The sequence below is a fragment of the Variovorax sp. LG9.2 genome (assembly GCF_035018885.1).
Classification (GTDB): domain Bacteria; phylum Pseudomonadota; class Gammaproteobacteria; order Burkholderiales; family Burkholderiaceae_C; genus Variovorax.
The window spans coordinates 15,109-39,212 of sequence record NZ_JASJXB010000015.1; the positions used below are offsets into that span (position 1 = coordinate 15,109).

The following is a 24,104-nucleotide window of genomic DNA, read 5'->3' on the forward strand; positions in this document are numbered from 1 at the left end:
AAATCTGGCATCGCTTCCTTTGTGACGGTGAAGGGGCGAACTAGGCTCGCTCCTTCAACAAAAGGGAGTGATAAATGAAAAAGACCTTGGTGGCCGCTATGGCCCTGCTTGCCTTGTCGGGCTGCGCGAGCATCTTCAATGGCAAGACCCAGAGCATCACGCTGAACAGCGTTCCGCCTGGAGCGAATGTTTCAGTGACCAACCGTGCCGGCGAAAAGATCCACACCGGAACGACCCCCGTCACAGTGACGCTCAACCGCGGCGCGGGCTACTTCAAGTCGGAAACCTACGTGGTCTCCCTGGCCAAGGACGGCTTCGCGCCACAAGAGGTGACGCTCACCAGCGCAGTGAGTGGCTGGTACATCGGCAACATCCTGTTCGGTGGACTGATCGGCATGCTGGCCGTCGATCCGGTCAGCGGCGCGATGTATACCTTCCCGGATTCGGTCACCGGCACGCTGGTGCCCAAGACCGGCAAGGTCTCGCAATCGAACGACTCGTTGACGATCGTCTCGACTGAGACGCTGACGCCTGCCCAAATGGCTCTGGCGCGTCCACTCTCCGCGTCGAGCACGAACTGAGTTCGCGCCGCTGCAGGGGCGGCGACATAGGCAAGCAAGCGGTGCAGCGTCCAGCGCTGCCCGCTTGCGTTCGGCAAGCCGGTGAACTAAAACGGCTGGCCCTTCGAAAGACTGCCCCATGACTGCCAGCGACCCGCTACTTGCCAGCCAACTCGTGGTTCGGGTCTGCCTCTTTCTCGTCGCGGCGATCGCCCTGTCCGGCGGTACGCTGCAAATGTTTTTAGGCCAGCCCGACACGTCACCGCGGCTGGACAACGTTCACCGATTCATGGCGGGCGTGTACTTCTCCACTGGCGTCATCAGCCTGTGGGCCGGCATCACCATTCGCCAGCAAGACACACTGGTATACCTGCTCGCGCTCGGTGTGCTGCTGGCTGGCGTGGGTCGACTGGTCTCCATCAGCAAGGTCGGTTTGCCGAAGCCGACAGCCGTCTGGTTGGGCTATCTCATCCCTGAGTTGGTCCTGCCTTTCATCATCGCGATCGCGCACTACATCGGCTCCAAATGACACATGCAACGCTCACCACTTGGCACGAGCTGGTCAAGACTCGCAACACCAAAGGGCTGAAGGATCTGCTGGCAGACGACGTCGTTTTCTACTCGCCCGTAGTGCACACACCGCAGGCCGGCAAAGCGGTCACGGCGCAGTACCTGTCCGCCGCCTTTCACGTGTTCTTCAACGAAACGTTCCGCTACGTCCGCGAAGTTGTCGGACCGAACGATGCAGTGCTGGAGTTCGAGGTGAACATCGATGGCATCGCGGTCAACGGCGTCGACATGATCAAGTGGAACGACGAGGGAAAGATCGTCGAGTTCAAGGTGATGTTGCGGCCACTCAAGGCGATCAACCTGATTCACCAGAAGATGGGCGTCCTGCTGCAGGCGAAGCAATAGCCACCGAATACCCGCCTGGATTCACATGCGCGCCACCATCGCCAGACCGCTCGCTGCGCTGCTGTGCATGTTGGCGGCAGTCACAACGGCCGCTGCGGTCCCGACGTTCGATGCAGTGAAGCGCGACTTCCGCTCATCCGACGTCGCCGTGCTCGATCGCCATGGCGAACTACTGCAACGGGTGCGCATCGATCCGACCGTGCGGCGCGGGCAATGGATCACGCTCGACGACGTATCGCCCGCCCTTCGTACCGCGATGGTGCTGAGCGAAGACAAGCGCTTCTACGAACACAGCGGTGTCGACTGGCGCGCGGCATCGTCGGCCGCATGGGGCAATCTGTGGAACACGAAAACGCGCGGCGCCTCGACGATCACCATGCAATTGGCCGGCCTGCTCGACGACGACCTGCGACGCACGAGCAGCGGGCGCAGCTTCTCTCAGAAGGTCGGGCAAACGGTGGCTGCGGCGCAGCTGGAACGCAGTTGGCGCAAAGACCAGCTGCTGGAGGCGTACCTCAACACCGTGCCGTTTCGCGGCGAGATCGTCGGGATCGATGCGCTCTCGCGCACGCTGTTCGGCAAGGCGCCGCACGGGCTCGATGCGCGCGAGGCGGCAGTGGCCGCGGCGTTGGTGAGGGCTCCGAACGCGAAGCCGGGCGTCGTGGCGCAACGCGCTTGCGAAGTACTGCGCGTGATGGAGCCGGAGCGAAGCAAGTCGGATTGCGAAGTGATGGACATGTTCGCTAGTGCGGCGTTGCAGAAGCGGGCGTTCGATTCGAACGAGGGGATTGCGCCGCATCTGGCGCGAAGAGTGTTGAGGGAGCGGGAGAAAGACGAAATTACCACCACCTTGCGGGCGCCGTTGCAGCGCTTTGCTCTCGCCTCGCTACAACGCCACTTGCGCGAACTGCGCGGACGCCATGTCGAAGACGGCGCACTCGTCGTGCTCGATAACGCGAACGGTGATGTGCTCGCATGGGTCGGCTCGTCGGGTGTGTTGAGCCGGGCAGCGGAGGTCGACGGCGTGACAGCGCAGCGGCAGCCGGGCTCGACCTTGAAGCCGCTGCTCTATGCCGAAGCATTGGCCGAGCGGCGGCTCACCGCCGCATCGCTGCTCGATGATTCATCGGCACAGATCGCCACGGCCGGCGGACTCTACATCCCGCAGAACTACGACCGGCAATTCAAGGGGCCGGTGTCGGTGCGCACCGCGCTGGCTGCATCGCTCAACGTGCCGGCAGTGCGCACGCTTGTCATGGTGTCGCCGGCAGCCTTCGCGCGGCAACTGCGTGTCGCGGGCGTGCCGTTGAAGGAGAGCGGCGACTACTACGGGTACAGCCTGGCGTTGGGGAGTGCGGAGGTGTCGTTGCTGGCGTTGACCAACGGGTATCGGACGTTGGCGAACGGGGGACGGTTCGGGGAGACGCGAGTCGTTGCGGGGCTGTCTCCATCCCTGCCCTCCCCTATCGGGGGAAGGAGCAAAACAGAAGAGGTGCAAGCCGTGCGCGCGGTCGATGCGGGTGCGGCGTTTATCGTGGGGGACATCCTTTCCGACGCCAACGCGCGGGCACGGACCTTCGGGCTCGACAGCATTTTGTCGACGCGCTTCTGGACAGCAGCGAAGACCGGCACCAGCAAAGACATGCGCGACAACTGGGCACTCGGCTGGTCGCAGCGCTACACCGTCGGCGTATGGGTCGGCAACGCGAGCGGCGCGCCGATGTGGGACGTGAGCGGCACCAGCGGCGCGGCGCCGGTGTGGGCCGAGGTGATGCGCTTCCTCCATGCCAACGAACCGAGCCGTGCGCCGACGCCACCGACCGGGCTCGTTCGCACGCATGTGACGTTCGGGAGCGGCAACGGCAACGACGGCGGGCTGCTCGAAGCGGCACGCGACGAGTGGTTTCTGCAAGGCACCGAGCAGGCCGAATTCGCGCTCGACTCGGCCCCCGGAAAGTCGGGGCGCGACGGTGGCTCCGCACGCATCACGTCACCATCGACCGGCACCATCATCGCGCTCGACCCGGACATCCCGCCGAACCGCCAGCGCGTGCGCTTCGAGAGCGGAGCGGGCGAAGGCTCGGCCCTGCGTTGGCAGATCGACGGCAAGCCGTTTGCGCGCGGTGCCAGCGCGCAATGGTTGCCTTGGCCGGGACGGCACGCCATTCAATTGGTCGATGCGGCCGGCAAGGTGCAAGACGAGATCAAGCTTGAAGTACGCGGCGCCGGCGTCATTTCACCCGCACCGAAACGCTGAGCCGCTGCAGTGCCTGGGCCGCTGTCCGGACAGACTTCGTCGCGTGCGCTTTAATCGAAGCAATGAGTTCCGTCGACCTGCTGATCGATGCCGAGTGCGACAACGCACCGGCACCATCCCCCACCCCTGCCATCACCCGCTCCAGTCGCTTGCTGCTCGGCCTCAGCGTCGTGCTGATCGCGTTCAACCTGCGCCCGGTGTTTGCGAGCCTCTCGGTGGTGCTGCCCGAGATCATCGCTGCCACCGGTTTGTCGTCCACCGCAGCGAGCTTGCTGACGACCTTGCCCGTGGTCTGCCTCGGCGTCTTCGCGCCGTTGGCGCCATCGCTGGGCCGCCGCTTCGGCACCGAGCGGACGCTGCTCGGTTGCATGGCGCTGATCTTCATCGGCACCTTGCTGCGCGGCAGCGGCAGTGTCGGGCTGCTGTTCGTCGCATCGGCCATCGCGGCCGCTGGCATCGCGGTGTCGAACGTGCTGCTGTCGGGCCTGGTCAAGCGCGACTTCGCAAAGCAGGCCGCGCTGATGATGGGGCTCTACACCATGGCGGTCTGTGGCGGTGCCGCTGCCGCAGCCGGCTTTACCGTGCCGCTCGAACATGCCATGGGCGGTGGATGGACCTGGGCCCTGGCGCTGTGGGCCGTGCCGGCCGGCGTGGTCACCCTGCTGTGGGCGCCGCAAGCATGGTCGCTGGCTCCAGTCGCCAGCGAAGCTGCCTACACCGTGCGTGGCCTGTGGCGCGACAAGCTGGCGTGGCAGGTCACTTTCTTCATGGGACTGCAATCGGCTCTCGCGTACATCGTCATGAGTTGGCTCGCGCCAATCCTGAGGGAGCGTGGCCTTGGCGATGCGGCGGCAGGCTACGTTCTGTCGCTGTCGATCATCACGCAGGTGATCACCTGCCTCGTCGTGCCGGCCATCGCAGTCAAGTTCCGCAATCAGGTCGGAGTGGCCGTGGTGTTGGCCGTGCTCATCGTCGCGGCCATGCTGGGCTGCCTGCTGGCGCCGCTGTCGGGCATCTGGGTCTGGGCCGTGCTGCTCGGCATTGCGCAAGGCGGCTCATTCGCACTGGCGTTGACCTTCATCGTGCTGCGTTCGCCCGATGCACATGTGGCGGCGCACCTGTCGGGCATGGCGCAAGGCGTGGGCTATATGGTCGCGGCCCTCGGCCCGCTGCTGGTGGGTCTGCTGCGCGGGTGGACCGGCGGGTTCGCGGCGGCGGCGTGGCTGTTCGTGGGGCTCGGCGTGGCGCTGGTGGTGGCCGGGCTTGGCGCGGGTCGCATGCTGCACGTGGGGGCGGTGACGGTGCCCGCGCTGGGCGGCAGTCGCTAGAGCGCGGTGCGGGTGTCGATGCCGGCGATTTTTTAAGAATCGGCTGGGCGTTGCTTTGAAGCGTATGGCCGCATGAGCATTGCGCTGCCCCTTGAGATCCACGACCTGGCGCTGCAGGGGATGGGCGCATCTGTCACGGAGGCCTGGACAGGATCAGGCTGGGGCGCGCTCGGTGGGCCGTTTGGGTGAGGTCACCAAGGCAGGCTCCCCTATAATTTAACGGTTGGTGCTCGCTTTGGTTTTCAGGTCAAAGCAGTTCAACGGGAATCAGGATGGGATGCCGTGTATGTCTGAGTGGACGTGCTTCGGCGCCCGAACCTGAGCTGCCCCCGCAACGGTAAGCGGACGCAAGCCTAGTGCTTGCAGCTCGTATTAAGTGCCCACTAGGTGAACGCCGCGAAAGCGACGGCCCGGGAAGGGAATACGGGTCGTCTTCGCCAGCCCGGATACCGGCCAATGAGGTGGTGCGTCATGCGAATGATGCGCCTTGCGGTGCATGCCTGCGGGGAAGCGGGCGAGCATGTCCAGTGCGGTGTTTCCATCATCATTTATTTCCCTTTCAGGTCGCTTGAGGTGACGCTGCTCCGCCAGTTTGTGGGCGATGGCGACGCCATGCATCTACGCATGGTCCGAAATGCTGTCCCCGTGCAAACGAAGGTCACGGGATGAGCACAGCCACTGCCGTGTCCTGCCGCGCGCTGATGATCACTGCCCCGGCTTCGGGCCAAGGCAAGACCACGGTCACTGCCGCGCTGGCGCACTGGCACCGCAGCCGAGGCCGCCGCGTGCGGGTGTTTAAAACCGGCCCAGACTTTCTCGACCCCATGGTGCTGGAGTGCGCCAGCGGCGCGCCAGTGCAGCAGCTCGACCTATGGATGGGTGGCGAAGCGCACTGTGCTGAATTGCTCTACGACGCCGCCATTCAGGCCGATCTAATCCTGGTCGAAGGCGTGATGGGTTTGCATGACGGGACGCCGTCGAGTGCTGATCTCGCATTGCGTTTCGGCCTGCCGCTGTTGGCCGTGATCGATGCCTCGGCGATGGCGCAAACCTTCGGTGCCGTGGCGCACGGGCTTGCCACTTACAGAGCCGGCCTGCAACTGATCGGCGTGCTGGCCAACCGAGTCGGCAGCTCGAGCCATGCGCAGATGTTGCGGGAAAGCTTGCCTGCCGGCATGACCTGGTATGGCACGCTGCCGCGTGGCGGAAACTACGGGTTGCCCGCGCGTCACTTAGGGCTGGTGCAGGCTGCAGAAGTCGGTGACATGGCCGAGCGGATTGCAGCTGCCGCACTGGCGCTCGGCGAGAACGGGGAGTTGCCCATCCCGCCAGTTGTTCAGTTCGAGACACCGCTCGCCTCGGACAATCTGGTGCTCCCTGCACTGCTGAGCGGCACCACGATTGCCATCGCGCGAGACGCTGCCTTTTCATTTTTATACCCCGCTAATTTGGACACACTGCGTGCCCTGGGCGCACAGCTGTGCTTCTTCTCGCCCTTAGCCAACGAACCGGTGCCGACTGCAGCTCAAGCGCTGTACCTGCCCGGCGGTTATCCGGAATTGCACTTGCAGGCGTTGGCGAACAACACCGCCGCGCGCCAATCCATCCATGCGCACCACGCTGCTGGCCGGCCCCTGGTCGCAGAGTGCGGCGGCATGCTCGCACTGCTTGAGACGCTCAGCGACAAGGCAGGCCACAGCTCGCCGATGATGGGCCTGCTGCCCGGCCAGGGCGTCATGACCGATCGGCTCGTCAATCTCGGCATGCACAGCCTGGTGCTGCCTCAAGGCCAGGTGCGCGGTCATACCTTCCACCATGGACGCATTGCGACAACGTTGCCGGCCACGCTGCACACCGTGGCTCAGCGCCAACATGGTCGGCCCGAAGCCGTATTCCACCAAGGCCGCTTGTTCGCTTCGTTCATGCACCTGTACTTTCCGAGCAACCCACTGGCCATCGCCGCGTTGTTCAAGCCATGACCTTGTCTCCAATGTCCACCGAGCGAGCACCGCAGCCCTTGCACGACACTCAACCACCACAGGGTGCATCGCACGGCCGCGTCACCGTGCACACCGGCCCCGGCAAAGGCAAGAGCACAGCCGCGTTCGGGCTCGCGCTGCGCGCTGCCGGCCAAGGCGAAACAGTCAAGATCTACCAGTTCATGAAAGTGCCCACGGCGCGCTTTGGCGAGCACCGCTTATTCGAGCAACTGGGCATGCCTATCGAAGGTCTGGGCGACGGCTTTAGCTGGAAGAGCCGCGACTTGGAACATTCGGCCGAACTCGCGCGCGCGGGTTGGGCCCGTGCCGAGGCCACAGTGCGAGCCGGCGCGCACTCCCTGGTGGTGCTCGACGAAATCATGTATCCGCTGCGCTATGGCTGGATGTCGCTCGACCCGGTACTGGCCTGCCTGCGCGAGCGCCCATCGCATGTGCATGTGGTGCTCACTGGCCGCAATGCGCCGCAGGAACTGATCGACATCGCCGATTCAGTGACCGAGATGGCATTGATCAAACACCACTTCAAGGCAGGTGTGCCGGCACAACGCGGCATCGAGGACTAGTCACTTCGTCGCTCGCCTGACTTCTCTACGCTCACTCAGCCCATTCAGGAATCGACCATGCAATCCCGCAAGATCCCCGCCACCATCGTCACGGGTTTTCTCGGCAGTGGCAAGACCACTCTGCTGCGTCACCTGCTGCAAAACGCCCAAGGCCTGCGCATCGCAGTGATCGTCAACGAGTTCGGCGAGCTAGGCATCGACGGCGAATTGCTGAAAGGCTGCGGCATCGGCTGCGACGAGACCGGCGCGCCCAACGGCCAGTTGTTCGAATTGGCCAACGGATGCTTGTGCTGCACCGTGCAGGAAGAGTTTGCCCCGGTCATGGAGCAGCTTGCTGCCCGCCGCGACCAGATCGACTACCTGGTGATCGAGACCTCCGGCCTGGCGTTGCCCAAGCCGCTGGTACAGGCCTTCCAGTGGCCCGCGTTGCGCAACGCCTTCACCGTCGATGCCGTGGTCGCGGTGGTGGATGCGCCTGCCGTGGCGGCCGGCCGCTTCGCCGACGATCCGGTGGCGGTTGACGCCCAGCGCCGCGCCGACGACAACCTGGACCACGACTCGCCATTGCACGAGTTGTTCGAAGACCAGCTCGCTACCGCCGACCTGGTGATCGTGCACAAGACCGACGGTATGGACACTGCAGCGCTGGCCGTCGTCGAAGCTGCCATCCGCTTGGAGACAGCGCCGGGCGTCAAGCTGCTGCATGCCCAGCATGGCCGCATCGACCTGGCCGTGCTGCTGGGCCTGGAGCGTGCGGTCGAAGACGTGATCGACCAACGCAAGACGCACCATGACGCGGAAGAAGACCATGACCACGATGCCTTCGATTCCGTCTCGGTGAATTTGCAGGTGCTTGATCGGGCGCGGCTGCTGACGGTGCTGCAAGACCTGGTCGGACGCCACGAGATCTACCGCGTCAAGGGATTTGTCTCGCTGCCCGGTGCGGCCATGCGACTGGTGATTCAGGGCGTGGGCACGCGCTTCGACAGTTACTTCGACCGGGCGTGGCGCGGCGACGAGATGCGCCAGTCGCGCCTGGTGCTGATCGGCGCCGGTCTGAACGCTGTAGTGCTGCAGGCCGAGTTGGACCGCGACCTGTCGGCCAGCGTTCATTCCTGAAATCACCCAAGGACTCTCATGCACCTGATGTCCACACGCCCGGGCGGCCACGTTGAAGACGGTGGCCAGGGCGTCGTGCGCGTCGAGCAGACGCCCGCCTCGATCGTGGTGCTGAGCGCGGCGGACACCACGCTCTCGCTGCTCGCCGATGTGGCCGCCCAGCTCGGGCCCGACTACCCCAGCGTTCGCCTGGCCAACCTGATGTGGCTGCGCCAGCCAGCCTCCGTCGACATGTACGTCGACGACGTGCTGCGCCATGCCCGCGTGATCGTGATCGACCACCTCGGCAGCCCCAGCGACTGGGCTTACGTGGTGGAACGTGCGATGTCGCTGGCGCGCGAGCGGGGCCAGTGGCTGGCGATGTTCTCGGGTGATGCCTTCGAGGACGCGCAACTACTGATCCGCAGCACCGCACAGCAAGACGATTGCCGCCACCTGTGGCGCTGCCTGCGCGAAGGCGGGCGCGACAACGCAAAGGCCTTTTTTTCGCTGATCGCCCATGCCGCATTCGGCCTCGGCGGGCGGCCGCCGGTGCCGGTGCCGTTGCCCAGCGCCGTGCGGTACGAGCCCCAGGCCATCACCAGCCGCACACCGTGGAAATCGGGCGCACCCGTGGCCCTCCTGCTGTTCTACCGCGCCCATTTGCTCGCCGGCAACACGGCGGTTTTCGATGTGATGTTGCAAGCGCTGGCCACCGCCGGCCTTAACGCAGTGGCTCTTGCCGTCGATTCCCTCAAGAACCCTGAAAGCCATGCCGCAGTGCAAGCGCTGGTCGCGGAACACGCAGTGGCGATCGTGCTGAACGCGACCAACTTTGCCACCGCGTCGATCGACGGCAGCGATCTGGGCGATGAAAGAGATGCGAATGCAGCGTCCGCGACCCTGGCCGGCGATGCCCCTGTGTTGCAACTTATCACCGCCGGCTGCTCGCATGAGCAGTGGCTGGCGGACGCACACGGTCTGGCGCCGCGCGACCTGGCCATGCAGGTGGTGCTGCCCGAGGTCGACGGCCGCATCCTTACGCGCGCCATCAGCTTCAAGGGCATGGCCTGGCGTTGCGAACGCACCGAACTCGACGTGGTGCGCTACGAAGCCGAACCCGAGCGCATGGCCTTCGTGGCCGAACTGGCACGCCGCTGGTGCGTGCTGCGCGAGAAGCCCAATGCCGACAAGCGCATTGCGCTGATCCTGGCCAATTACCCGATCGACGATTCACGCATTGCCAACGGCGTGGGGCTCGACACACCCGCCTCGACCGTGGCTGCGCTGCATGCGCTGCAAGCGGCAGGCTACGCCACCGGAGAATTGCCGGCCAGCGGTGACGCGCTGATCGCTTCGCTGTTGCGCGGCATCACCAACGACCGTGTCGCCAACGACGCCCGGCCCGCCGCTCAGAGCTTCGCCATGGCTGATTACCTGGAAGACTTCCTTTTGCTGCCAGCCGACAGCCGCGCTGCCGTCAACGCCCTTTGGGGCGCGCCGGAACAGGACCCCACGCTGCGCAGCGGTCGTTTCACCATCGCCGGTCTGCGCTTCGGCCATGTCTTCGTCGGCATCCAGCCGGCGCGCGGACGCGACATGGATTTGTCGGCCAGCTACCACGACGCCGACCTGGTGCCACCGCACCATTACCTGGCGTTTTATTTTTGGTTGCGTCGCGCCTTCGCGGTGGATGCGATGGTGCATGTCGGCACGCACGGCAACCTCGAATGGTTGCCCGGCAAGAGCGTGGCGCTGAGCGCAGCCTGCTGGCCCGATGCCATCCTCGGCCCGCTGCCGCACCTGTACCCCTTCATCGTCAACGACCCAGGCGAAGGCAGCCAGGCCAAGCGACGCACCCAGGCCGTGATCATCGACCACCTGATGCCTGCCATGACGCGCGCCGAGACCTACGGCCCGCTGCAGCAGATCGAGCGCCAGATGGACGAGTACTACGAGGCCTTGTCTCTCGACCCGCGGCGCGCGCGGCGGCTGCGTGAGGACATCCTCGAACGCACGCTGCGAGAAGGCTTGCACGAGGAGCTGGGCTTTGCCCGGCCGGCAGACGACACCGCGCGCGACAGCCTGTTGAAGGGACTGGACGCTTATCTTTGCGAGATCAAGGAATCGCAAATTCGCGACGGCCTGCACACCCTCGGCAGCTCTCCACAGGGTCGGCAACGCATCGACACGCTGGTCGCGCTAGCGCGCTTTTCAGCAGGCACGGTGGCGGGTCAGAAAAGTCTGCTGCTGGCGCTGGCACAAGACTTGGCACTCGACGGGGTGGACGGGTTCAACGTGCTCGGCCCGGACTGGGCCGCGCCGTGGCAGGGACCGCGCCCGCCGGCGCTGCAGCAGCTCAGCGACGATGTCTGGCGTCATGCCGGACACACACGCGAACGGCTGGAAAGGCTGGCCTCGCGTCTGGTGGCCGAACAGGTGATGTCCGATCAAGCTACACCAAAGGCCGATCCGGAGGCATTCGATGCCACAGCCTGGCCACACACCGCCCCGGTGCTGCAACGCCTGCGCCAAGTACTGCTCCCCCGGCTCGACGCCTGCGGGCCGCAAGAGATGACGCAGTTGCTACGCGGACTCTCCGGTCGCTTCGTGCCGCCCGGCCCCAGCGGTGCGCCATCGCGTGGTCGGCCCGACGTGCTGCCGACGGGGCGCAATTTCTACAGCGTCGATACCCGCGCCGTGCCGACACCCACGGCCTATGCCATGGGTGCGGCCGCCGCCGAACGGCTCATCGAACGCCATCTGCAGGACCACGGCACGATGCCCGGCGAGGTCGGGCTGTCGGTATGGGGCACCAGCACCATGCGCACCGGCGGCGAAGACGTGGCGCAGGCTTTCGCGTTGTTGGGTGTGCGGCCCAAGTGGGCCGATGGCAGTGCACGGGTGGTCGACGTAGAAGTGCTGCCAATGGCCATCCGTCACCGACCCCGCGTCGACGTGACCTTGCGTGTATCGGGCTTCTTTCGCGATGCTTTCCCCAACGTGATCGATCTGTTCGACACGGCAGTGCGTGCCGTCGCCGCCATCAGCGAAGACGACGAACCAGATGACGTGAATCCGATTCGTGCCCGCGTCCAGCGTGAAGCGGCGGCTGCCCTGGCGGCCGGCCAGGCGGCCGACGAAGCGGAACGTCAGGCCACCTGGCGCGTGTTCGGCCCGCGCCCCGGCGGCTACGGCGTCGGTGTGCAGGAGGTGTTGGACAGTGGCGACTGGAAAGATGGCGCCGATATTGCCCAGGCCTACGTTCAGGCTGGTTCCTTTGCCTATGGCCAGGGCGACCATGGCGTCGCGGCCCGCGCGCCGTTCGAGCGGCGACTGGCGCAACTCGATGCGGTGCTGCACAACCAGGACAACCGCGAGCACGATGTGCTCGACGCTGCCGACCACGCCCAGTTCCAGGGCGGCATGGCGGCAGCCGTGCAGCACCTTTCAGGCGCCCCGGCAGCGCTGTACCACGGCGACTTCAGCGTTCCGGGTTCGCCGCGCATTCGCACGCTGCGCGAAGAGGTGGCACGCGTGGTCCGTTCGCGCGCCGTCAACCCGAAGTGGCTGGAAGGCGTGCGTCGCCACGGCTACAAGGGTGCTTCGGAGATCGCCATCACGGTGGACAACCTGTTCGCCTACAGCGCGACCACCGGTGTGGTCGCTGACCACCAATTCGCGTTGGTGGCCGATGCCTACCTGCACGACGACATCACGCGCGAATTTCTGCAGCAACACAACCCGCTAGCGCTGCGCGGCATCGGCGAGCGGCTGCTCGACGCAATGCGGCGTGGCCTGTGGGCCGAGCCTGGCGACCAGCGCGAGCGGATCGAACACCACCTGCTGGCGCTGGAGCGCCGGCTTGAAGAACACGGCGAAGGGCCGCTCTGATGACACTGAACTCTGACGAACCGATTGCCGGGCCGACTGCCGACTCGAATGCCTGCCTCGTCGAACCCGCCACCCGCGCGACCTTCCCCTTCAGCGCGTTGGTCGGCCAGCCGCTGTTGCAGCGCGCTTTGCTGCTCGCCGCGATCGACCCCGGTATCGGCGGGGTGCTGATCAGCGGTCCGCGTGGCACCGCCAAGTCCACGGCAGCGCGTGCGTTGGCGGCACTGGCGCCTCCGACGCCGGCGAAGTTGCCAGCACCCTTCGTCACGCTGCCGCTGTCGGCCACGGTCGAGCAGCTGGTCGGCACGCTCAACGTCGAAGACGTGCTGCGCGATGCCCGACTTCGTCTGGCCCCGGGCCTTCTCGCGCGGGCCCACCACGGCGTGCTGTATGTCGACGAAGTGAACTTGCTACCCGATGCGTTGGTCGATGCTTTGCTCGATGTCGCGGCCAGTGGTGTCAACACCGTCGAGCGTGACGGCATCTCACGTCAGCATGCCGCGCGCTTCGTGCTGATCGGCACCATGAACCCGGAAGAGGGCGAGTTGCGCCCTCAACTGCTGGACCGGTTTGGTTTGTCCGTTTCGCTGGCCAATCCAACCGATGCTGCGCTGCGCACGGCGATCGTGCGGGCGCGCCTGGGCTTTGACGAGAATCCGCACGGTCTGGTCGAACAACATGCTGGTGAGCAGGCCCGTCTGGTCGATGCTGTCGCCACGGCACGTGCTGCGTTGCCGCGCTTGGCGTGGTCGGATGCGGTGCTGCACCATGCTGCGGCCTGCGCGCTGGCGGCCGGGGTCGATGGCATGCGAGCCGACCTGGTGATGCTGCGGGCGGCGCGTGCACTGGCGGCCTTTGAAAGCCGTGACGAGGTGACGACGCTCGATGTCGACGCGGTGGCTGAACTGGCACTGGCGCACCGTCGTGGTGACAAGGCACATGCCCTCCCCCCACCCCCAGCGTCTCGCGCCCCGTCCGAGCACAAAGCAGATGATCGCCACGCTGCGTCCACGGCACCCGGTCCCGACCCCGAACGTGCATCACCCGACGCCCTGGCCACGGGGGCGCCGATCGGCGACTGGGGTGCCCTGCCGCCACGACCTGAAACCACCACACGCGTGACCGGCGTTGGAGGATGGCCATCAAAAAAAGCCTGAGCCCCCGTAGCCGCCTCGTGCGCCCCGGGCGCGCCGGTCTGCGGGGGCCGAAACCCCATCCCTCATCGACGCTCCATGCGCCAAGGCAGCCCGTCGAGGGCTTGGCGCGTGGCCCTGTTGCGTGGTTGCCTACGTTGCTGGCCAAAGGCCCACAGCCGCTCCAGAGTCTCCACCTGCGCTATGCCGAGCGGCTGGTGAAGCACGCCAGGTTGCACCTCATCGTGCTCGACACCTCTGGCTCGATGCGCCAGCGTGGGCGCCTTGCGCTGGCCAAAGGACATGCGCAGTGGCTGATCGAGCAGGCCGCCCGCGTTGGCGACCACGTGGCACTGCTGTGCTTCGGCGGTCAGGGCGTGGCGTTGCAGCTGCCACCCGGGCCGGCCCGCGCCTCCGGCCGCGCGAAGCTTCGACCGCTGGGCGGTGGCGGGGGCACTCCGCTGACGCATGCTCTGGCCGAGTCCGACCAGCTGCTGCGTCTCGCGCAGCGTCGCAATGGCCCGTCCGAAACCTGGCTGTGGCTGCTGACCGATGGCCGCACGCTGGAACAGCCGGTCGCACCGCAACTCGCCGGGCGTGTCGTGATCGTTGACTTCGACGAACCTGCGAGCTCCATCGGCCGCTGTACCGCTTGGGCGTTGCGCTGGGGCGTCGAACATCGTCTTGCCAGCCGGCCTACCTGAACCCTGAATACCGATGACCATGCCCCTTGAAGTTCCCCCTGCGCAGGCTACTGAAATCGTTATCTGCACGACCTGCCGACCTGCCGGCGCTTCACGCGAGTTGCCCGCTGCCGGAACGATCCTGTTCGACGCCGTGCTGGCGCTGCAACACGAGGCACGACGGGCCGGCATCCATGTGCGCGGCATTGCCTGCATGAGCGGTTGCGAAAGGGCCTGCACCGTCGCATTCCAGGCAGCAGGCAAACCCACCTACTATTTCGGAGACCTCGTCGCCGATATCGAAACTGCCGCGCAAGTCTTGGCTTGCGGACAGCTGCACGCAGACAACGCCGACGGCGCCTTGCTGCGCAGCCAGCGCCCGGAGCGGCTACGCGGTGGCATCCTGGGCAAGTTGCCTCCGCTGATGACGTCGTTGCCAACCGCAGTGGAAGTCGTTGCAGCAATGGCTGCGGTGGCCTGACGCTGATGGCTTCGATCCGCGTCATGCTCCCGATGGCAACGCCTTCGGAACCGGCCAGCGTTCCGGGGTCTTCTGGTGTGCGTCCTCAAGCCAAAGGCTGGTGCCCTGGTGCGCATCGCGCCATGGCCTCGGGCGATGGGCTGTTGCTGCGGGTGCGGCCGCCACTGGCAAGAATGACGCGCGATCAGGCGCTGGGGCTGTGCGAGCTTGCGCAAAGCCTGGGCTCGGGAATGATCGACCTGACTCACCGTGCCAATCTGCAACTTCGCGGTGTCCGGCCAGAAGACCACGACGCCGTGGTGGAGGCGCTTTGCAGGTTGGGGCTGGTCGATGTCGACGCCACACACGAAGCCTGGCCCGCCGTTCTGGTCGCGCCCTGCTGGCAGGCCGGCGATGACACGCAACGCATCGCCAGTGCACTGCTGGCGCGTCTGGGTGAGTTGCCAGCCTTGCCCTCCAAATTCGGTTTTGCCGTGGATGCGGGGCCGGCACCAGTGTTGACGGAGGCCTCGGCTGACATCCGCATCGAGCGTGCCCGCTCGGGCGGACTCATCGTCCGCGCCGATGGTGCTGCGGCCGGCCATCTGGTACCGCGAGACGACGTAGCGGAAGCTGTTGCAATGGCACTCGCGATGGCCGTTTGGTTTGCGGCAACTGCGGGGTCCGTGGCGCCACCATCGAGACGCATGCGCGGGCTTCAGCAGGTGTGCGCAGTGCCCCGTGGAGACGCGCCGCTCGACACCGCGGCCCCTTCGGCCGCGCTGCCGAGGCCTGGCATGTCGCAGCTCGGACCGGTCTACGGCGTGGCCTTTGGTCAAATTGCGGCGACTGCGCTGGGCCACTTGCTGCAAGACAGCGGTGCCGTCGCCCTGCGCTTGACGTCGCAACGCGGCCTGATTCTGGAAGGAGGCGAGTGGCGGGAATCGACCGCATTCATCACGGTGGCTGACGATCCCCTGCTGCGCGTGGACGCCTGTCCCGGTGCTCCGGCGTGTGCGTCGGCCACGGTGGCGACGCGCGCCCTCGCCCTTTCACTCGCTCGGCAACTGCTCACTGACAGCCCTGAGGCACCACGCAGCCTGCACGTGTCCGGCTGCGCCAAAGGGTGCGCTCGTTCCGGTGCCGCCGACTTGACGCTGGTCGGCCGCAGCGGGACCTTCGACCTGGTGCGCAATGGCCGCGCCGGGGACGCGCCTGCGCAAACTGGGCTGTCTCCTGAAAACTTGCGCCTGTGCATTGGAGCCCCTTGAACCACAGCTTTGAAACCAACGGCGCCGAGATCTATCGCCGTTCCTTTGCCATGATCCGCGCCGAGGCCGACCTCGCACGCTTCGATGCCGACGACGAGCCGATAGCGGTGCGCATGATTCACGCAGCGGGCCTGATCGGGCTTGAAGCGATGCTGCGCTTCTCGTCTGGCTTCGTGCACGCGGCGCGGTCGGCGCTGGCGGCGGGCGCGCCGATCCTGTGCGATGCGCGCATGGTCAGCGAGGGCGTGACCCGCTCGCGCCTGCCCGGCGGCAACGACGTGCTGTGCACCTTGCACGATCCGGCCGTGCCCGGGATGGCGCAAGCCATGTCGACCACCCGCTCCGCCGCGGCGCTGGAGCTCTGGCGGCCTCACCTGCAGGGCGCCGTGGTGGCGATTGGCAATGCCCCGACGGCCTTGTTCCATCTGCTCAACATGTTGCAGGACCCGACCTGCCCACGACCTGCGGCCATCATCGGCTGTCCGGTCGGTTTCATCGGCGCGGCGGAATCGAAGGATGCGTTGTGGGCCGAACAACCTGTCCCCTGCTGCATCGTGGTCGGCCGCCTGGGCGGCAGCGCCATCACGGTGGCGGCCATCAATGCGCTCGGGAGTCGTCTGGAATGAGCGCACGCGGCACCCTCTACGGACTGGGCCTGGGCCCGGGCGAGCCGGACCTGATGACCGTGCGCGCGCACCGTCTGCTGTGCAGCGCGACCCACGTGGCGTTCTTTCGCAAGGCCGGCCGGCCCGGTCAGGCGCGCCGCATCGTCGAGGGCCTGTTGCCCGACGGCGTGGTGGAACACGCGATGGAGTACCCGGTCACCACCGAGATTGCGCTGGAAGACCCGGCCTACAACCGGGCCCTGTCCGCCTTCTATGCCGACTGCGCGGCGCACCTGCGCGCGCTCTCCGACGCCGGTCACGACGTGGTGGTGCTGTGCGAAGGCGATCCGTTTTTCTACGGCTCCTTCATGCACCTGTACACCCGGCTGGTCGGCACGCACCCGGTGCAGGTGGTGCCGGCCATCACCGGCATGTCGGGCGCCTGGACCGCCACCGGCCAGCCCATCACCTGGGGCGACGATGTGCTGACTGTCCTGATGGGCACGCTGCCGGAGGCCAAACTGGTGCGCCACATGGCCGACAGCGACGCGCTGGTGGTGATGAAGATCGGGCGCCACATCGACAAGGTGCGCCGCGCACTCGCCACGGCCGGCCGATTGGACGACGCCTGGCTGGTCGAATACGCCACCATGCCGGGCCAGAAGGTGGTGCGGCTGGTCGAAGTCGAAGGGCGCATCACGCCTTACTTTTCGATCGTGTTGGTGCATGGGCAGGGGCGCCGGCCATGAGTGACCACGCCATGAGCGGTCATGCCGTGATGGCGAATGCGGCGGGCTGGCTGGTCGTCGCCGGGCTCGGGCCGGGTGCCGACCACTGGGTGACGCCGGAAGTGAGCGCTGCGCTGGTCGATGCCACCGACGTGGTGGGCTACATCCCTTACGTGGCTCGGGTGGCGCCGCGCGTAGGGCTGACGCTGCATGCCAGCGACAACCGGGTCGAGCTGGACCGTGCCACACATGCCTTGCAGATGGCCGCGTCAGGCCGGCGCGTGGTCGTGGTGTCCTCAGGCGACCCGGGCGTGTTCGCCATGGCATCGGCTGTGTTCGAGGCTGTCGAAGCGGGTCCGGCCGAGTGGCGCCGACTGGACGTGCGGGTGCTGCCCGGCATCACGGCGATGCTGGCGGCCGCGGCACGTGCCGGCGCCCCGCTGGGTCACGACTTCTGCGCCATCAACCTGTCCGACAACCTGAAGCCTTGGGCGCTGATCGAACACCGGTTGCGACTTGCCGTGCAGGCCGACTTCGCGATGGCCTTCTACAACCCGCGCTCGGTCTCACGACCCGAGGGCTTTGTCCGCACGCTGGCAGTGCTGCGCGAGGCTTGCGCTGCGGCCGGAAGCCCGGACCGCCCGGTGATCTTTGCCCGCGCCGTGTCCACCCCCGACGAGACCGTGCGCGTTATCGCACTGCAAGACGCCTTGCCGGAGATGGCCGACATGCGCACCGTGGTCATCGTCGGTTCCAGCCTGACGCGCGTCATCGCCCGTGACGGCCAGCCCTGGGTCTACACGCCGCGTTCGGCGCCGCGCGAGGTGGCTGCATGAAGCTGCACACCGCGCTCCCCATGCCAGAGCCATTGCAACACCTCGGCCACCTGGGTGACCTCGTGCCGGGCCGGCAGCCACGGCCGCGCCACCATCAGCACGGGCAGGCCCAACTCGTGAGCCGCATGCAGCTTGGCCTGCGCGCCGCTGCCTCCAGCGTTCTTGCAGACGATGAGTTCGACCTGGTGATCGCGCAGCAGTGCGATGTCGCCCGCCACGTCGAACGGGCCACGCGAGATCACGACGGTGTGGTGCGGCAACGGTGGCGGCTGCTCGGGGGGATCGACCAGCCGCAGGATGTAGTGATGCTGTGGTTGCGCTGCGAAAACGTTCAGATGCATGCGGCCCAAGGCCAGCAGGACGCGCTGCGGCGGACCACCCAGCGCCGCAACGGCCGCCGGCAGATCGGCGACCGGCTGCCAGCGGTCGCCGGGGCCGGGCTGCCAGGCGTCGCGTGTCAGCGCCAGCAACGGAACGCCGGCCTGCGCGCAGGCGGCGACGGCATTGGCACTCATGCGCGCAGCGAAGGGGTGCGTGGCATCCACCAAGTGCGTCACTTGCATGGCCTGCAGATAGCGCACCAGGCCGGGGACGCCGCCGAAGCCGCCGACGCGCACCGCAACCGGCTGTGCCCTGGGCTGGGCCACCCGGCCGGCATACGACAACACGGCGCGCTCGCCACGTTCGGCCAGCGCCGACGCCATTGCGCTCGCTTCCAGCGTACCGCCGAGGATGAGGATATTGCGCGTGGTTGAAGTCATCAAAAAAGCACCGTGGCTGACAATTATCGGGTTGGGCGAAGACGGCTGGCAGGGCCTGCCGCCGGCCAGCCGTGCGGCCCTCGACGAGGCCGAACTGGTGGCCGGCAGCGCGCGCCATCTGGCGTTGTTGCCCACTCTGCGCGCGGAGCGGCTCGAATGGCCGGTGCCCTTTGCCGAGGGCATCCCGATGCTGCTGGCGCAGCGGGGGCGCCGCGTGGTGATGCTGGCCTCCGGTGATCCGTTCTGGTTTGGCGCGGGCAGCTCGGTGACGCGCCATCTTGGCGCGTACGAATGGCATGCCTTGCCCGCCGTATCGACCTTCGGTCTGGCTGCCTCGCGTCTGGGCTGGGCGCTGGAACTCGTGACCTGCCTTGGCCTGCACGCGGCGCCGCTGACCCGCCTGCGCCCCCATCTGTGCCCGGGCGCACGGTTGGTGCTGCTGTTGCGCGACGGGACCGCTGTCGCAGAGCTGGCGCGCTACCTGGTCGATAACGATTTCGGTGACAGTCTCATGAGCGTGCTCGAAGCCTTGGGTGGCCCGCGTGAGCAGCGGCGCGACGTGATCGCCTGCGACTTCAATCTGACCGATGTGAGTCATCCGGTGGCCGTGGCGCTGGAGGTGGCTGGCACCGGCCTGGCCCTGCCGCGCAGCGCCGGCCTGCCCGACAGTGTGTTTGCGCACGATGGCCAGATCACGAAGCAAAGGATGCGTGCCTTGGCACTGTGCGCGCTGGCACCGCGCCCGGGTGAGCGACTGTGGGACATCGGTGCCGGGTCGGGTTCCATCGCCATCGAATGGCTGCTGGCGCACCCCCGGTGCGAGGCTGTAGCTGTCGAGGCCGACCCAGAGCGCGCCGCCCGACTGCGCGGCAACGCCGACCGCTTGGGCGTCGACCGATTGGTGCTGGTAACGGGACGCGCACCCGACGTCATGACGGACCTGGCGTCGCCCGATGCGGTGTTCATCGGCGGTGGTCTGAGCGACGAGTTGCTGACGGCGCTGTGGAACCTGTTGCCTGCAGGCTGCCGTGTGGTGGCCCATGCCGTGACACTTGAATCCGAAGCACTGTTGGGCCATTGGCACGCGCGCGCCGGCGGCAGCCTGCTGCGCATCGAACTGGCCGAGGCCGCGCCACTGGGCACGCGGCGCGGATGGCGTGCCGCGTACCCGGTGGTGCAGTGGAGTGCCACGCGATGACGGTGGCCGGATTTGGATTTCGACACGGCGCAACGCTGGCGTCGCTGCGAGATGCGCTGGCCCAAGCGATTTCAGCCATGCCTCGTGTGATGCCGTTGCGCTCTATCGCGCTGATCGCCGTAGCGCATGACAAGGCTGAAGCACTGAGCCTGCGCGCATTGGCCGACGAACTGGGCCTGCCCGTGCATGCCGTCGGTGCGACGCAACTCAACAGCACACCGACCTTGACCGACAGCGCCACAGTCCGCGCGCTGCGCGGCAGCGGCAGCACCGCCGAGGCCGCGGCACTGGCCGCTGCCCTGATGCACGGCGGTCCGGGCGCCATGCTGTTGCACCCGCGCGTCGTGTCGACCGATCGCCTCGCCACCTGCGCCATCGCTGCGCTGGCCCCACAACGGAAAACCTGACTCATGACCATCCATTTCATCGGCGCCGGCCCCGGTGCACCCGACCTGCTGACCCTGCGCGGACGCGACCTGATCAACCGTTGTCCGGTTTGTCTTTATGCCGGCTCGCTGGTGCCCGAAGAAATCCTGGCGCACTGTCCGCCCGGAGCGCGCATCGTCAATACCGCGCCGCTCGACCTCGATGCAATCGTCGCCGAGTTCGTGGCCGCCGACGCCGCCGGGCACGATGTAGCGCGGCTGCATTCAGGCGACCTGTCGGTGTGGTCGGCCATGGGCGAGCAACTGCGCCGGTTGCGCGCGGCTGGCATCCCGTACACCGTGACACCCGGCGTGCCATCGTTTGCGGCCGCCGCGGCCGCACTGGGTGCCGAACTCACGCTGCCAGGGCTGGCGCAATCGGTGGTGCTGACGCGCACATCGGGCCGGGCCTCGCCGATGCCAGCCGGCGAAAGCCTGGCCAACTTTGCCGCTACCGGTGCCACGCTGGCCTTGCACCTGTCGATCCACAAGCTGGCCGAAGTGGTCGCCGAACTGACGCCGTTCTACGGCGCTGCCTGCCCGGTCGCCGTGGTCTACCGTGCCAGTTGGCCCGATGAACAGATCTTTCGCGCAACGCTGGCCACCATCGAGGCCGCCATGGGCGAGGGTGTGGAGCGCACCGCACTGATCCTGGTCGGGCCTGCGCTGGCGGCCGAAGGCTTCAGTGACAGCCGGCTGTATGCGACCGACTACGACCGAAGATTCCGGCCATCAGCAGCCGGAGCGGGCTGACCGCAAGGTCTTATGCCCGCCCGCTCTGTTTTCATTTTTTTCCACCTCTCGCGGCGCCAAATGCCGCACTCAACCCCAAGGAATCCTAGCCATGCACATGGAACCCGGAATCGTCGACAGCAGCAAGATCGTGCTGTCTTACGTCACAGCGAGCGCCTGCGCGTTCTATGCCGCCAAGCTGTCGCTCGACCACGTTCGCCAGGAAGGAGCGCTCTCACTGCTGCTGCGCAGTGTGATCGCCGCAGTGCTTGTGTTCGTCTTCTTCGAAGTGTTCCCGCACGTGCCTGTCGGCGTGTCCGAGGTCCATCTGATCCTCGGCTCGTCGCTGTTCCTGATTCTGGGCGCTGCGCCCACTGCCATCGGTCTGGCCGCAGGGCTGGCACTGCAAAGCTTGTTCTTCGAGCCGCAAGACCTGGCGCAATATGGCATGAACGTCACCACGCTGCTGGCCGCGCTCTTCGCCATGCAGGCAGTGGCCAAGCGGGTGTTGCCGGCCAAGCTGGCCTATGTCGATCTTGGCTACGCGCACGTGCTCAAGATGTCGGTGGTGTTCCAGGGCGGCATCGTCGCGTGGGTGGCCTTCTGGACCCTCTATGGTCGTGGCATCGGCGCTGAAACCTTGCAAAGCGTCGGCAGCTTCGGCGCCGCGTACATGAGCGTCGTGCTGCTGGAGCCGCTGATCGATCTCGGCGTGCTGGCCGCCGCCAAATGGCTGCGCGCTCGCTCCGGCGCGCGTGGGTCGGTGCTGCTGACACATCGTCTGCACCACGCTGCTTGAGCCACGCAAGGTGCCGATGCCTGCCGCGCCGCTGATCGAGCTGATGTTGATCGGCATCGGCACCGGCAATCCCGAGCACCTGACGCTCCAGGCCATCGGTGCCCTCAACCGGGCCGACCTGATCCTGATTCCGCGCAAGGGCGCCGACAAGGCCGATCTGGCTGAACTCCGCCGCACGATCTGTGCAACGCATCTCGATGGCCCGGCCCGGCTGGTGGAATTCGATCTGCCGGTGCGCGACAGCGCCACGCCACGCTACCTCGACGGCGTGCACGACTGGCACGCGGCCATTGCCGCGACGTGGGCGCGCGAGATTGCCGCCCACCGGCCACAGGGCGGCCGTGTCGCCCTGCTCGTTTGGGGCGACCCCTCGCTGTACGACTCCAGTCTTCGCATCGCCGGGCAACTGAAGGCCGCCGGCATGGCACTTCGCGTCGAAGTGATCCCTGGCCTGAGCAGCCTGCAATTGCTGACCGCTGCGCACGCCATCCCGCTCAACACGCTGGGCGGCCCGGTGCTGATCACGACTGGGCGTCAGCTGCGCGAAGGCGGCTGGCCGGTCGGCCTGGAGACTGTCGTGGTGATGCTCGACGGCGCCTGCGCCTTCCAGACCTTGGCTCCGGAGCGTCTGCACATCTACTGGGCCGCCTATCTCGGCATGCCGCACGAGTTGCTGCTGGCCGGTCCGCTGGCCAGTACCGGGCCGCGCATTTTGACGGCCCGTGCCGAGGCGCGCGTCGAACATGGGTGGATCATGGACATTTACCTGCTGCGACGCGAGTGAGATGTCTGCAGCAGACAGTGGCCATGCAACGGGTCAGAGCCACTTCTCGCACATCTGCGAGCTATTTGCAGAAGTTCCAACGACCTTCGTTCTTGGGCGCCGTTTGGCTGCTGAGAGCGAACTGCGCCCTACCGCCAACTCGGCGGGATCAGCGCGAGCGCGTCCGGGTCGGAGAGCGAGTACTGCCGCACATAGGGCTCGCGGTCGAAAAGCTTGGCGTCGATCGTCGCGTCGATCCTGGGCTTGCGCAAGTCCTGCTTGCCAAGGAATGCCTTGACGCTGTCCATCGAGTCCCACAACGCCATGATGACCACTTCGACCGTCCCGTCCTCCTGATCGCGAAACAGTGCCACCGACCTTAGATTGCCCGGACTCCCGATCAATTCTTTCAGCGTCGTTGCTTCGAGGAACTCGCGGCACTCATCGCGCAGCGACGACAGGATCCAGAAGCCGTAGGTACGCAGGATCTTTTCGGTGTTTCGCTTGGTCATGTTGGCTTTGAGGGGGTGCGGCGATCCTATCGACTCAAGCATGAATCCAAGTCTGCCGAGCGAGGCCATGCGGCCTCAGGCACTGATCTCTCGAGGCTTCTAATACGTCTTGTAAGGCAAGAACTTGCCCGACAACACCACGTTCACCCGGTCGCCCTTCGGGTCGCCCTGGCGCTGGATGTTCATGCTGAAGTCGATCGCGCTCATGATGCCGTCGCCGAACTCTTCGTGGATGAGTTCCTTGATGGTGGTGCCGTACACGTTGACCATTTCGTACCAGCGGTAGATGAGCGGATCGGTCGGCACGGCGGTTGGCAGCGACCCCTTGTAGGGCACGACCTGCAGCCACTTCTGCTCTTCCTCCGTAAGCCCGAAGATTTCGCCGACCGTCGCGGCCTGTTGTGCGTCGAGCGTCATCTGGCCGAGGCAGGCGGCAGTGGTCCATTCTTTCGACAGGCCGACCTTCTGGGCCACATCGGCCCACTGAATGCCCTTGGACACTTTGACGGTGATGATCTTCTCAGTGATGTCGTTGCGGTTCATAAAGGTTACTTTTGGGATGGGTTGAGATACAGATGCAGAC

At 66.3% G+C, this 24,104-nt stretch carries 24 protein-coding genes and 1 riboswitch; of the genes, 21 read left to right on the plus strand and 3 right to left on the minus strand.

The features are described 5' to 3' along the window. The first annotated feature begins 74 nt into the window (after positions 1 to 74). The 16 genes from QN413_RS16055 to cobJ all read left to right on the plus strand — a co-directional run bounded on the left by QN413_RS16055 (position 75) and on the right by cobJ (position 18,331). Positions 75 to 581, plus strand: coding sequence for a hypothetical protein (locus QN413_RS16055; RefSeq protein WP_323497585.1), 507 nt, complete (start codon positions 75 to 77; stop codon positions 579 to 581). Positions 582 to 699: 118 nt separating this feature from the next. Further along, on the plus strand, positions 700 to 1,089 hold the full coding sequence (locus tag QN413_RS16060) for a DUF4345 family protein (protein ID WP_323497586.1): 390 nt from the start codon (positions 700 to 702) through the stop codon (positions 1,087 to 1,089). Next, entirely contained in the window at positions 1,086 to 1,475 is a 390-nt protein-coding gene (locus tag QN413_RS16065; RefSeq protein WP_323497587.1) for a nuclear transport factor 2 family protein, read from the plus strand. Before QN413_RS16060 ends, QN413_RS16065 begins: the two co-directional genes overlap by 4 nt. A 25-nt stretch (positions 1,476 to 1,500) precedes the next feature. Further along, a complete protein-coding gene (pbpC, locus tag QN413_RS16070) occupies positions 1,501 to 3,732 on the plus strand; it encodes a penicillin-binding protein 1C (RefSeq protein WP_323497588.1) in 2,232 nt (743 codons plus the stop codon). A gap of 62 nt (positions 3,733 to 3,794) precedes the next feature. Beyond that, entirely contained in the window at positions 3,795 to 5,060 is a 1,266-nt protein-coding gene (locus QN413_RS16075; RefSeq protein ID WP_323497589.1) for an MFS transporter, read from the plus strand. A gap of 207 nt (positions 5,061 to 5,267) precedes the next feature. After that, a riboswitch (cobalamin riboswitch) is annotated at positions 5,268 to 5,533 on the plus strand. A gap of 192 nt (positions 5,534 to 5,725) precedes the next feature. Then, on the plus strand, positions 5,726 to 7,039 hold the full coding sequence (locus tag QN413_RS16080) for a cobyrinate a,c-diamide synthase (protein WP_323497590.1): 1,314 nt from the start codon (positions 5,726 to 5,728) through the stop codon (positions 7,037 to 7,039). A gap of 11 nt (positions 7,040 to 7,050) precedes the next feature. Continuing rightward, positions 7,051 to 7,623 carry a cob(I)yrinic acid a,c-diamide adenosyltransferase gene (gene cobO, locus QN413_RS16085; RefSeq protein WP_323497691.1) on the plus strand — a complete coding sequence of 191 codons (573 nt, stop codon included), beginning with the start codon at positions 7,051 to 7,053 and terminating at the stop codon, positions 7,621 to 7,623. A 57-nt stretch (positions 7,624 to 7,680) separates the two neighbouring features. After that, on the plus strand, positions 7,681 to 8,742 hold the full coding sequence (cobW, locus tag QN413_RS16090; protein WP_323497591.1) for a cobalamin biosynthesis protein CobW: 1,062 nt from the start codon (positions 7,681 to 7,683) through the stop codon (positions 8,740 to 8,742). Positions 8,743 to 8,760: 18 nt separating this feature from the next. After that, positions 8,761 to 12,615 carry a cobaltochelatase subunit CobN gene (gene cobN / locus QN413_RS16095; protein WP_323497592.1) on the plus strand — a complete coding sequence of 1,285 codons (3,855 nt, stop codon included), beginning with the start codon at positions 8,761 to 8,763 and terminating at the stop codon, positions 12,613 to 12,615. Beyond that, positions 12,615 to 13,772, plus strand: coding sequence for an ATP-binding protein (locus QN413_RS16100; RefSeq protein WP_323497593.1), 1,158 nt, complete (start codon positions 12,615 to 12,617; stop codon positions 13,770 to 13,772). Before cobN ends, QN413_RS16100 begins: the two co-directional genes overlap by 1 nt. Positions 13,773 to 13,897: 125 nt before the next feature. Then, positions 13,898 to 14,452 (plus strand): vWA domain-containing protein, encoded by a 555-nt coding sequence (locus QN413_RS16105; protein ID WP_323497594.1) that lies wholly within the window; start codon positions 13,898 to 13,900, stop codon positions 14,450 to 14,452. A gap of 13 nt (positions 14,453 to 14,465) precedes the next feature. After that, positions 14,466 to 14,912, plus strand: a complete 447-nt coding sequence (locus QN413_RS16110; RefSeq protein ID WP_323497595.1) for a DUF1636 domain-containing protein — start codon at positions 14,466 to 14,468, stop codon at positions 14,910 to 14,912. A 122-nt stretch (positions 14,913 to 15,034) separates the two neighbouring features. Beyond that, positions 15,035 to 16,162: a hypothetical protein gene (locus tag QN413_RS16115; protein WP_323497596.1), complete on the plus strand. Its 1,128-nt coding sequence runs from the start codon at positions 15,035 to 15,037 to the stop codon at positions 16,160 to 16,162. Then, positions 16,159 to 16,788 carry a precorrin-8X methylmutase gene (locus QN413_RS16120; RefSeq protein WP_323497597.1) on the plus strand — a complete coding sequence of 210 codons (630 nt, stop codon included), beginning with the start codon at positions 16,159 to 16,161 and terminating at the stop codon, positions 16,786 to 16,788. The genes QN413_RS16115 and QN413_RS16120 overlap by 4 nt, the downstream gene beginning before the upstream one ends. Then, positions 16,785 to 17,516, plus strand: coding sequence for a precorrin-2 C(20)-methyltransferase (locus QN413_RS16125; RefSeq protein WP_323497598.1), 732 nt, complete (start codon positions 16,785 to 16,787; stop codon positions 17,514 to 17,516). The genes QN413_RS16120 and QN413_RS16125 overlap by 4 nt, the downstream gene beginning before the upstream one ends. Further along, complete coding sequence (cobJ, locus tag QN413_RS16130) at positions 17,513 to 18,331, plus strand: precorrin-3B C(17)-methyltransferase (protein ID WP_323497599.1); 819 nt, start codon at positions 17,513 to 17,515, stop codon at positions 18,329 to 18,331. Before QN413_RS16125 ends, cobJ begins: the two co-directional genes overlap by 4 nt. On the opposite strand, the gene QN413_RS16135 is transcribed toward cobJ, so the two are convergent. Continuing rightward, a complete protein-coding gene (locus tag QN413_RS16135; protein WP_323497600.1) occupies positions 18,292 to 19,092 on the minus strand; it encodes a cobalt-precorrin-6A reductase in 801 nt (266 codons plus the stop codon). The two genes, cobJ and QN413_RS16135, sit on opposite strands and share 40 nt — an antisense overlap. Here QN413_RS16135 and cbiE point away from each other — a divergent pair. The 5 genes from cbiE to cobF all read left to right on the plus strand — a co-directional run bounded on the left by cbiE (position 19,079) and on the right by cobF (position 23,030). Beyond that, positions 19,079 to 20,290 carry a precorrin-6y C5,15-methyltransferase (decarboxylating) subunit CbiE gene (gene cbiE, locus QN413_RS16140; protein ID WP_323497601.1) on the plus strand — a complete coding sequence of 404 codons (1,212 nt, stop codon included), beginning with the start codon at positions 19,079 to 19,081 and terminating at the stop codon, positions 20,288 to 20,290. The two genes, QN413_RS16135 and cbiE, sit on opposite strands and share 14 nt — an antisense overlap. Then, complete coding sequence (locus QN413_RS16145) at positions 20,287 to 20,697, plus strand: cobalamin biosynthesis protein (protein ID WP_323497602.1); 411 nt, start codon at positions 20,287 to 20,289, stop codon at positions 20,695 to 20,697. Before cbiE ends, QN413_RS16145 begins: the two co-directional genes overlap by 4 nt. 3 nt (positions 20,698 to 20,700) lie before the next feature. Continuing rightward, positions 20,701 to 21,468, plus strand: a complete 768-nt coding sequence (gene cobM / locus QN413_RS16150; protein ID WP_323497603.1) for a precorrin-4 C(11)-methyltransferase — start codon at positions 20,701 to 20,703, stop codon at positions 21,466 to 21,468. Positions 21,469 to 21,559: 91 nt separating this feature from the next. Next, a complete protein-coding gene (locus QN413_RS16155; RefSeq protein ID WP_323497604.1) occupies positions 21,560 to 22,246 on the plus strand; it encodes an energy-coupling factor ABC transporter permease in 687 nt (228 codons plus the stop codon). A gap of 16 nt (positions 22,247 to 22,262) precedes the next feature. Next, complete coding sequence (gene cobF, locus QN413_RS16160; protein ID WP_323497605.1) at positions 22,263 to 23,030, plus strand: precorrin-6A synthase (deacetylating); 768 nt, start codon at positions 22,263 to 22,265, stop codon at positions 23,028 to 23,030. Positions 23,031 to 23,158: 128 nt separating this feature from the next. Here cobF and QN413_RS16165 read toward each other — a convergent pair whose 3' ends face one another. After that, the gene (locus QN413_RS16165) at positions 23,159 to 23,521 is read right to left on the minus strand and encodes a hypothetical protein (RefSeq protein ID WP_323497606.1); all 363 of its coding nucleotides are present in this window, start codon (positions 23,519 to 23,521) and stop codon (positions 23,159 to 23,161) included. A 99-nt stretch (positions 23,522 to 23,620) separates the two neighbouring features. Then, a complete protein-coding gene (gene cynS, locus QN413_RS16170) occupies positions 23,621 to 24,064 on the minus strand; it encodes a cyanase (protein WP_187052794.1) in 444 nt (147 codons plus the stop codon). Positions 24,065 to 24,104: the final 40 nt, after the last annotated feature.

What these genes read in the sequence shown, in the direction of transcription:
- QN413_RS16055 (WP_323497585.1), top strand. Translation starts at nt 75, where the DNA reads ATGAAAAAGACCTTGGTGGCCGCTATGGCCCTGCTTGCCTTGTCGGGC.
- QN413_RS16060 (WP_323497586.1), top strand. Translation starts at nt 700, where the DNA reads ATGACTGCCAGCGACCCGCTACTTGCCAGCCAACTCGTGGTTCGGGTC.
- QN413_RS16065 (WP_323497587.1), top strand. Translation starts at nt 1,086, where the DNA reads ATGACACATGCAACGCTCACCACTTGGCACGAGCTGGTCAAGACTCGC.
- pbpC (WP_323497588.1), top strand. Translation starts at nt 1,501, where the DNA reads ATGCGCGCCACCATCGCCAGACCGCTCGCTGCGCTGCTGTGCATGTTG.
- QN413_RS16075 (WP_323497589.1), top strand. Translation starts at nt 3,795, where the DNA reads ATGAGTTCCGTCGACCTGCTGATCGATGCCGAGTGCGACAACGCACCG.
- QN413_RS16080 (WP_323497590.1), top strand. Translation starts at nt 5,726, where the DNA reads ATGAGCACAGCCACTGCCGTGTCCTGCCGCGCGCTGATGATCACTGCC.
- cobO (WP_323497691.1), top strand. Translation starts at nt 7,051, where the DNA reads ATGTCCACCGAGCGAGCACCGCAGCCCTTGCACGACACTCAACCACCA.
- cobW (WP_323497591.1), top strand. Translation starts at nt 7,681, where the DNA reads ATGCAATCCCGCAAGATCCCCGCCACCATCGTCACGGGTTTTCTCGGC.
- cobN (WP_323497592.1), top strand. Translation starts at nt 8,761, where the DNA reads ATGCACCTGATGTCCACACGCCCGGGCGGCCACGTTGAAGACGGTGGC.
- QN413_RS16100 (WP_323497593.1), top strand. Translation starts at nt 12,615, where the DNA reads ATGACACTGAACTCTGACGAACCGATTGCCGGGCCGACTGCCGACTCG.
- QN413_RS16110 (WP_323497595.1), top strand. Translation starts at nt 14,466, where the DNA reads ATGACCATGCCCCTTGAAGTTCCCCCTGCGCAGGCTACTGAAATCGTT.
- QN413_RS16115 (WP_323497596.1), top strand. Translation starts at nt 15,035, where the DNA reads ATGGCCTCGGGCGATGGGCTGTTGCTGCGGGTGCGGCCGCCACTGGCA.
- QN413_RS16125 (WP_323497598.1), top strand. Translation starts at nt 16,785, where the DNA reads ATGAGCGCACGCGGCACCCTCTACGGACTGGGCCTGGGCCCGGGCGAG.
- cobJ (WP_323497599.1), top strand. Translation starts at nt 17,513, where the DNA reads ATGAGTGACCACGCCATGAGCGGTCATGCCGTGATGGCGAATGCGGCG.
- QN413_RS16135 (WP_323497600.1), bottom strand. Translation starts at nt 19,092, where the DNA reads ATGACTTCAACCACGCGCAATATCCTCATCCTCGGCGGTACGCTGGAA.
- QN413_RS16145 (WP_323497602.1), top strand. Translation starts at nt 20,287, where the DNA reads ATGACGGTGGCCGGATTTGGATTTCGACACGGCGCAACGCTGGCGTCG.
- cobM (WP_323497603.1), top strand. Translation starts at nt 20,701, where the DNA reads ATGACCATCCATTTCATCGGCGCCGGCCCCGGTGCACCCGACCTGCTG.
- QN413_RS16155 (WP_323497604.1), top strand. Translation starts at nt 21,560, where the DNA reads ATGCACATGGAACCCGGAATCGTCGACAGCAGCAAGATCGTGCTGTCT.
- cobF (WP_323497605.1), top strand. Translation starts at nt 22,263, where the DNA reads ATGCCTGCCGCGCCGCTGATCGAGCTGATGTTGATCGGCATCGGCACC.
- QN413_RS16165 (WP_323497606.1), bottom strand. Translation starts at nt 23,521, where the DNA reads ATGACCAAGCGAAACACCGAAAAGATCCTGCGTACCTACGGCTTCTGG.
- cynS (WP_187052794.1), bottom strand. Translation starts at nt 24,064, where the DNA reads ATGAACCGCAACGACATCACTGAGAAGATCATCACCGTCAAAGTGTCC.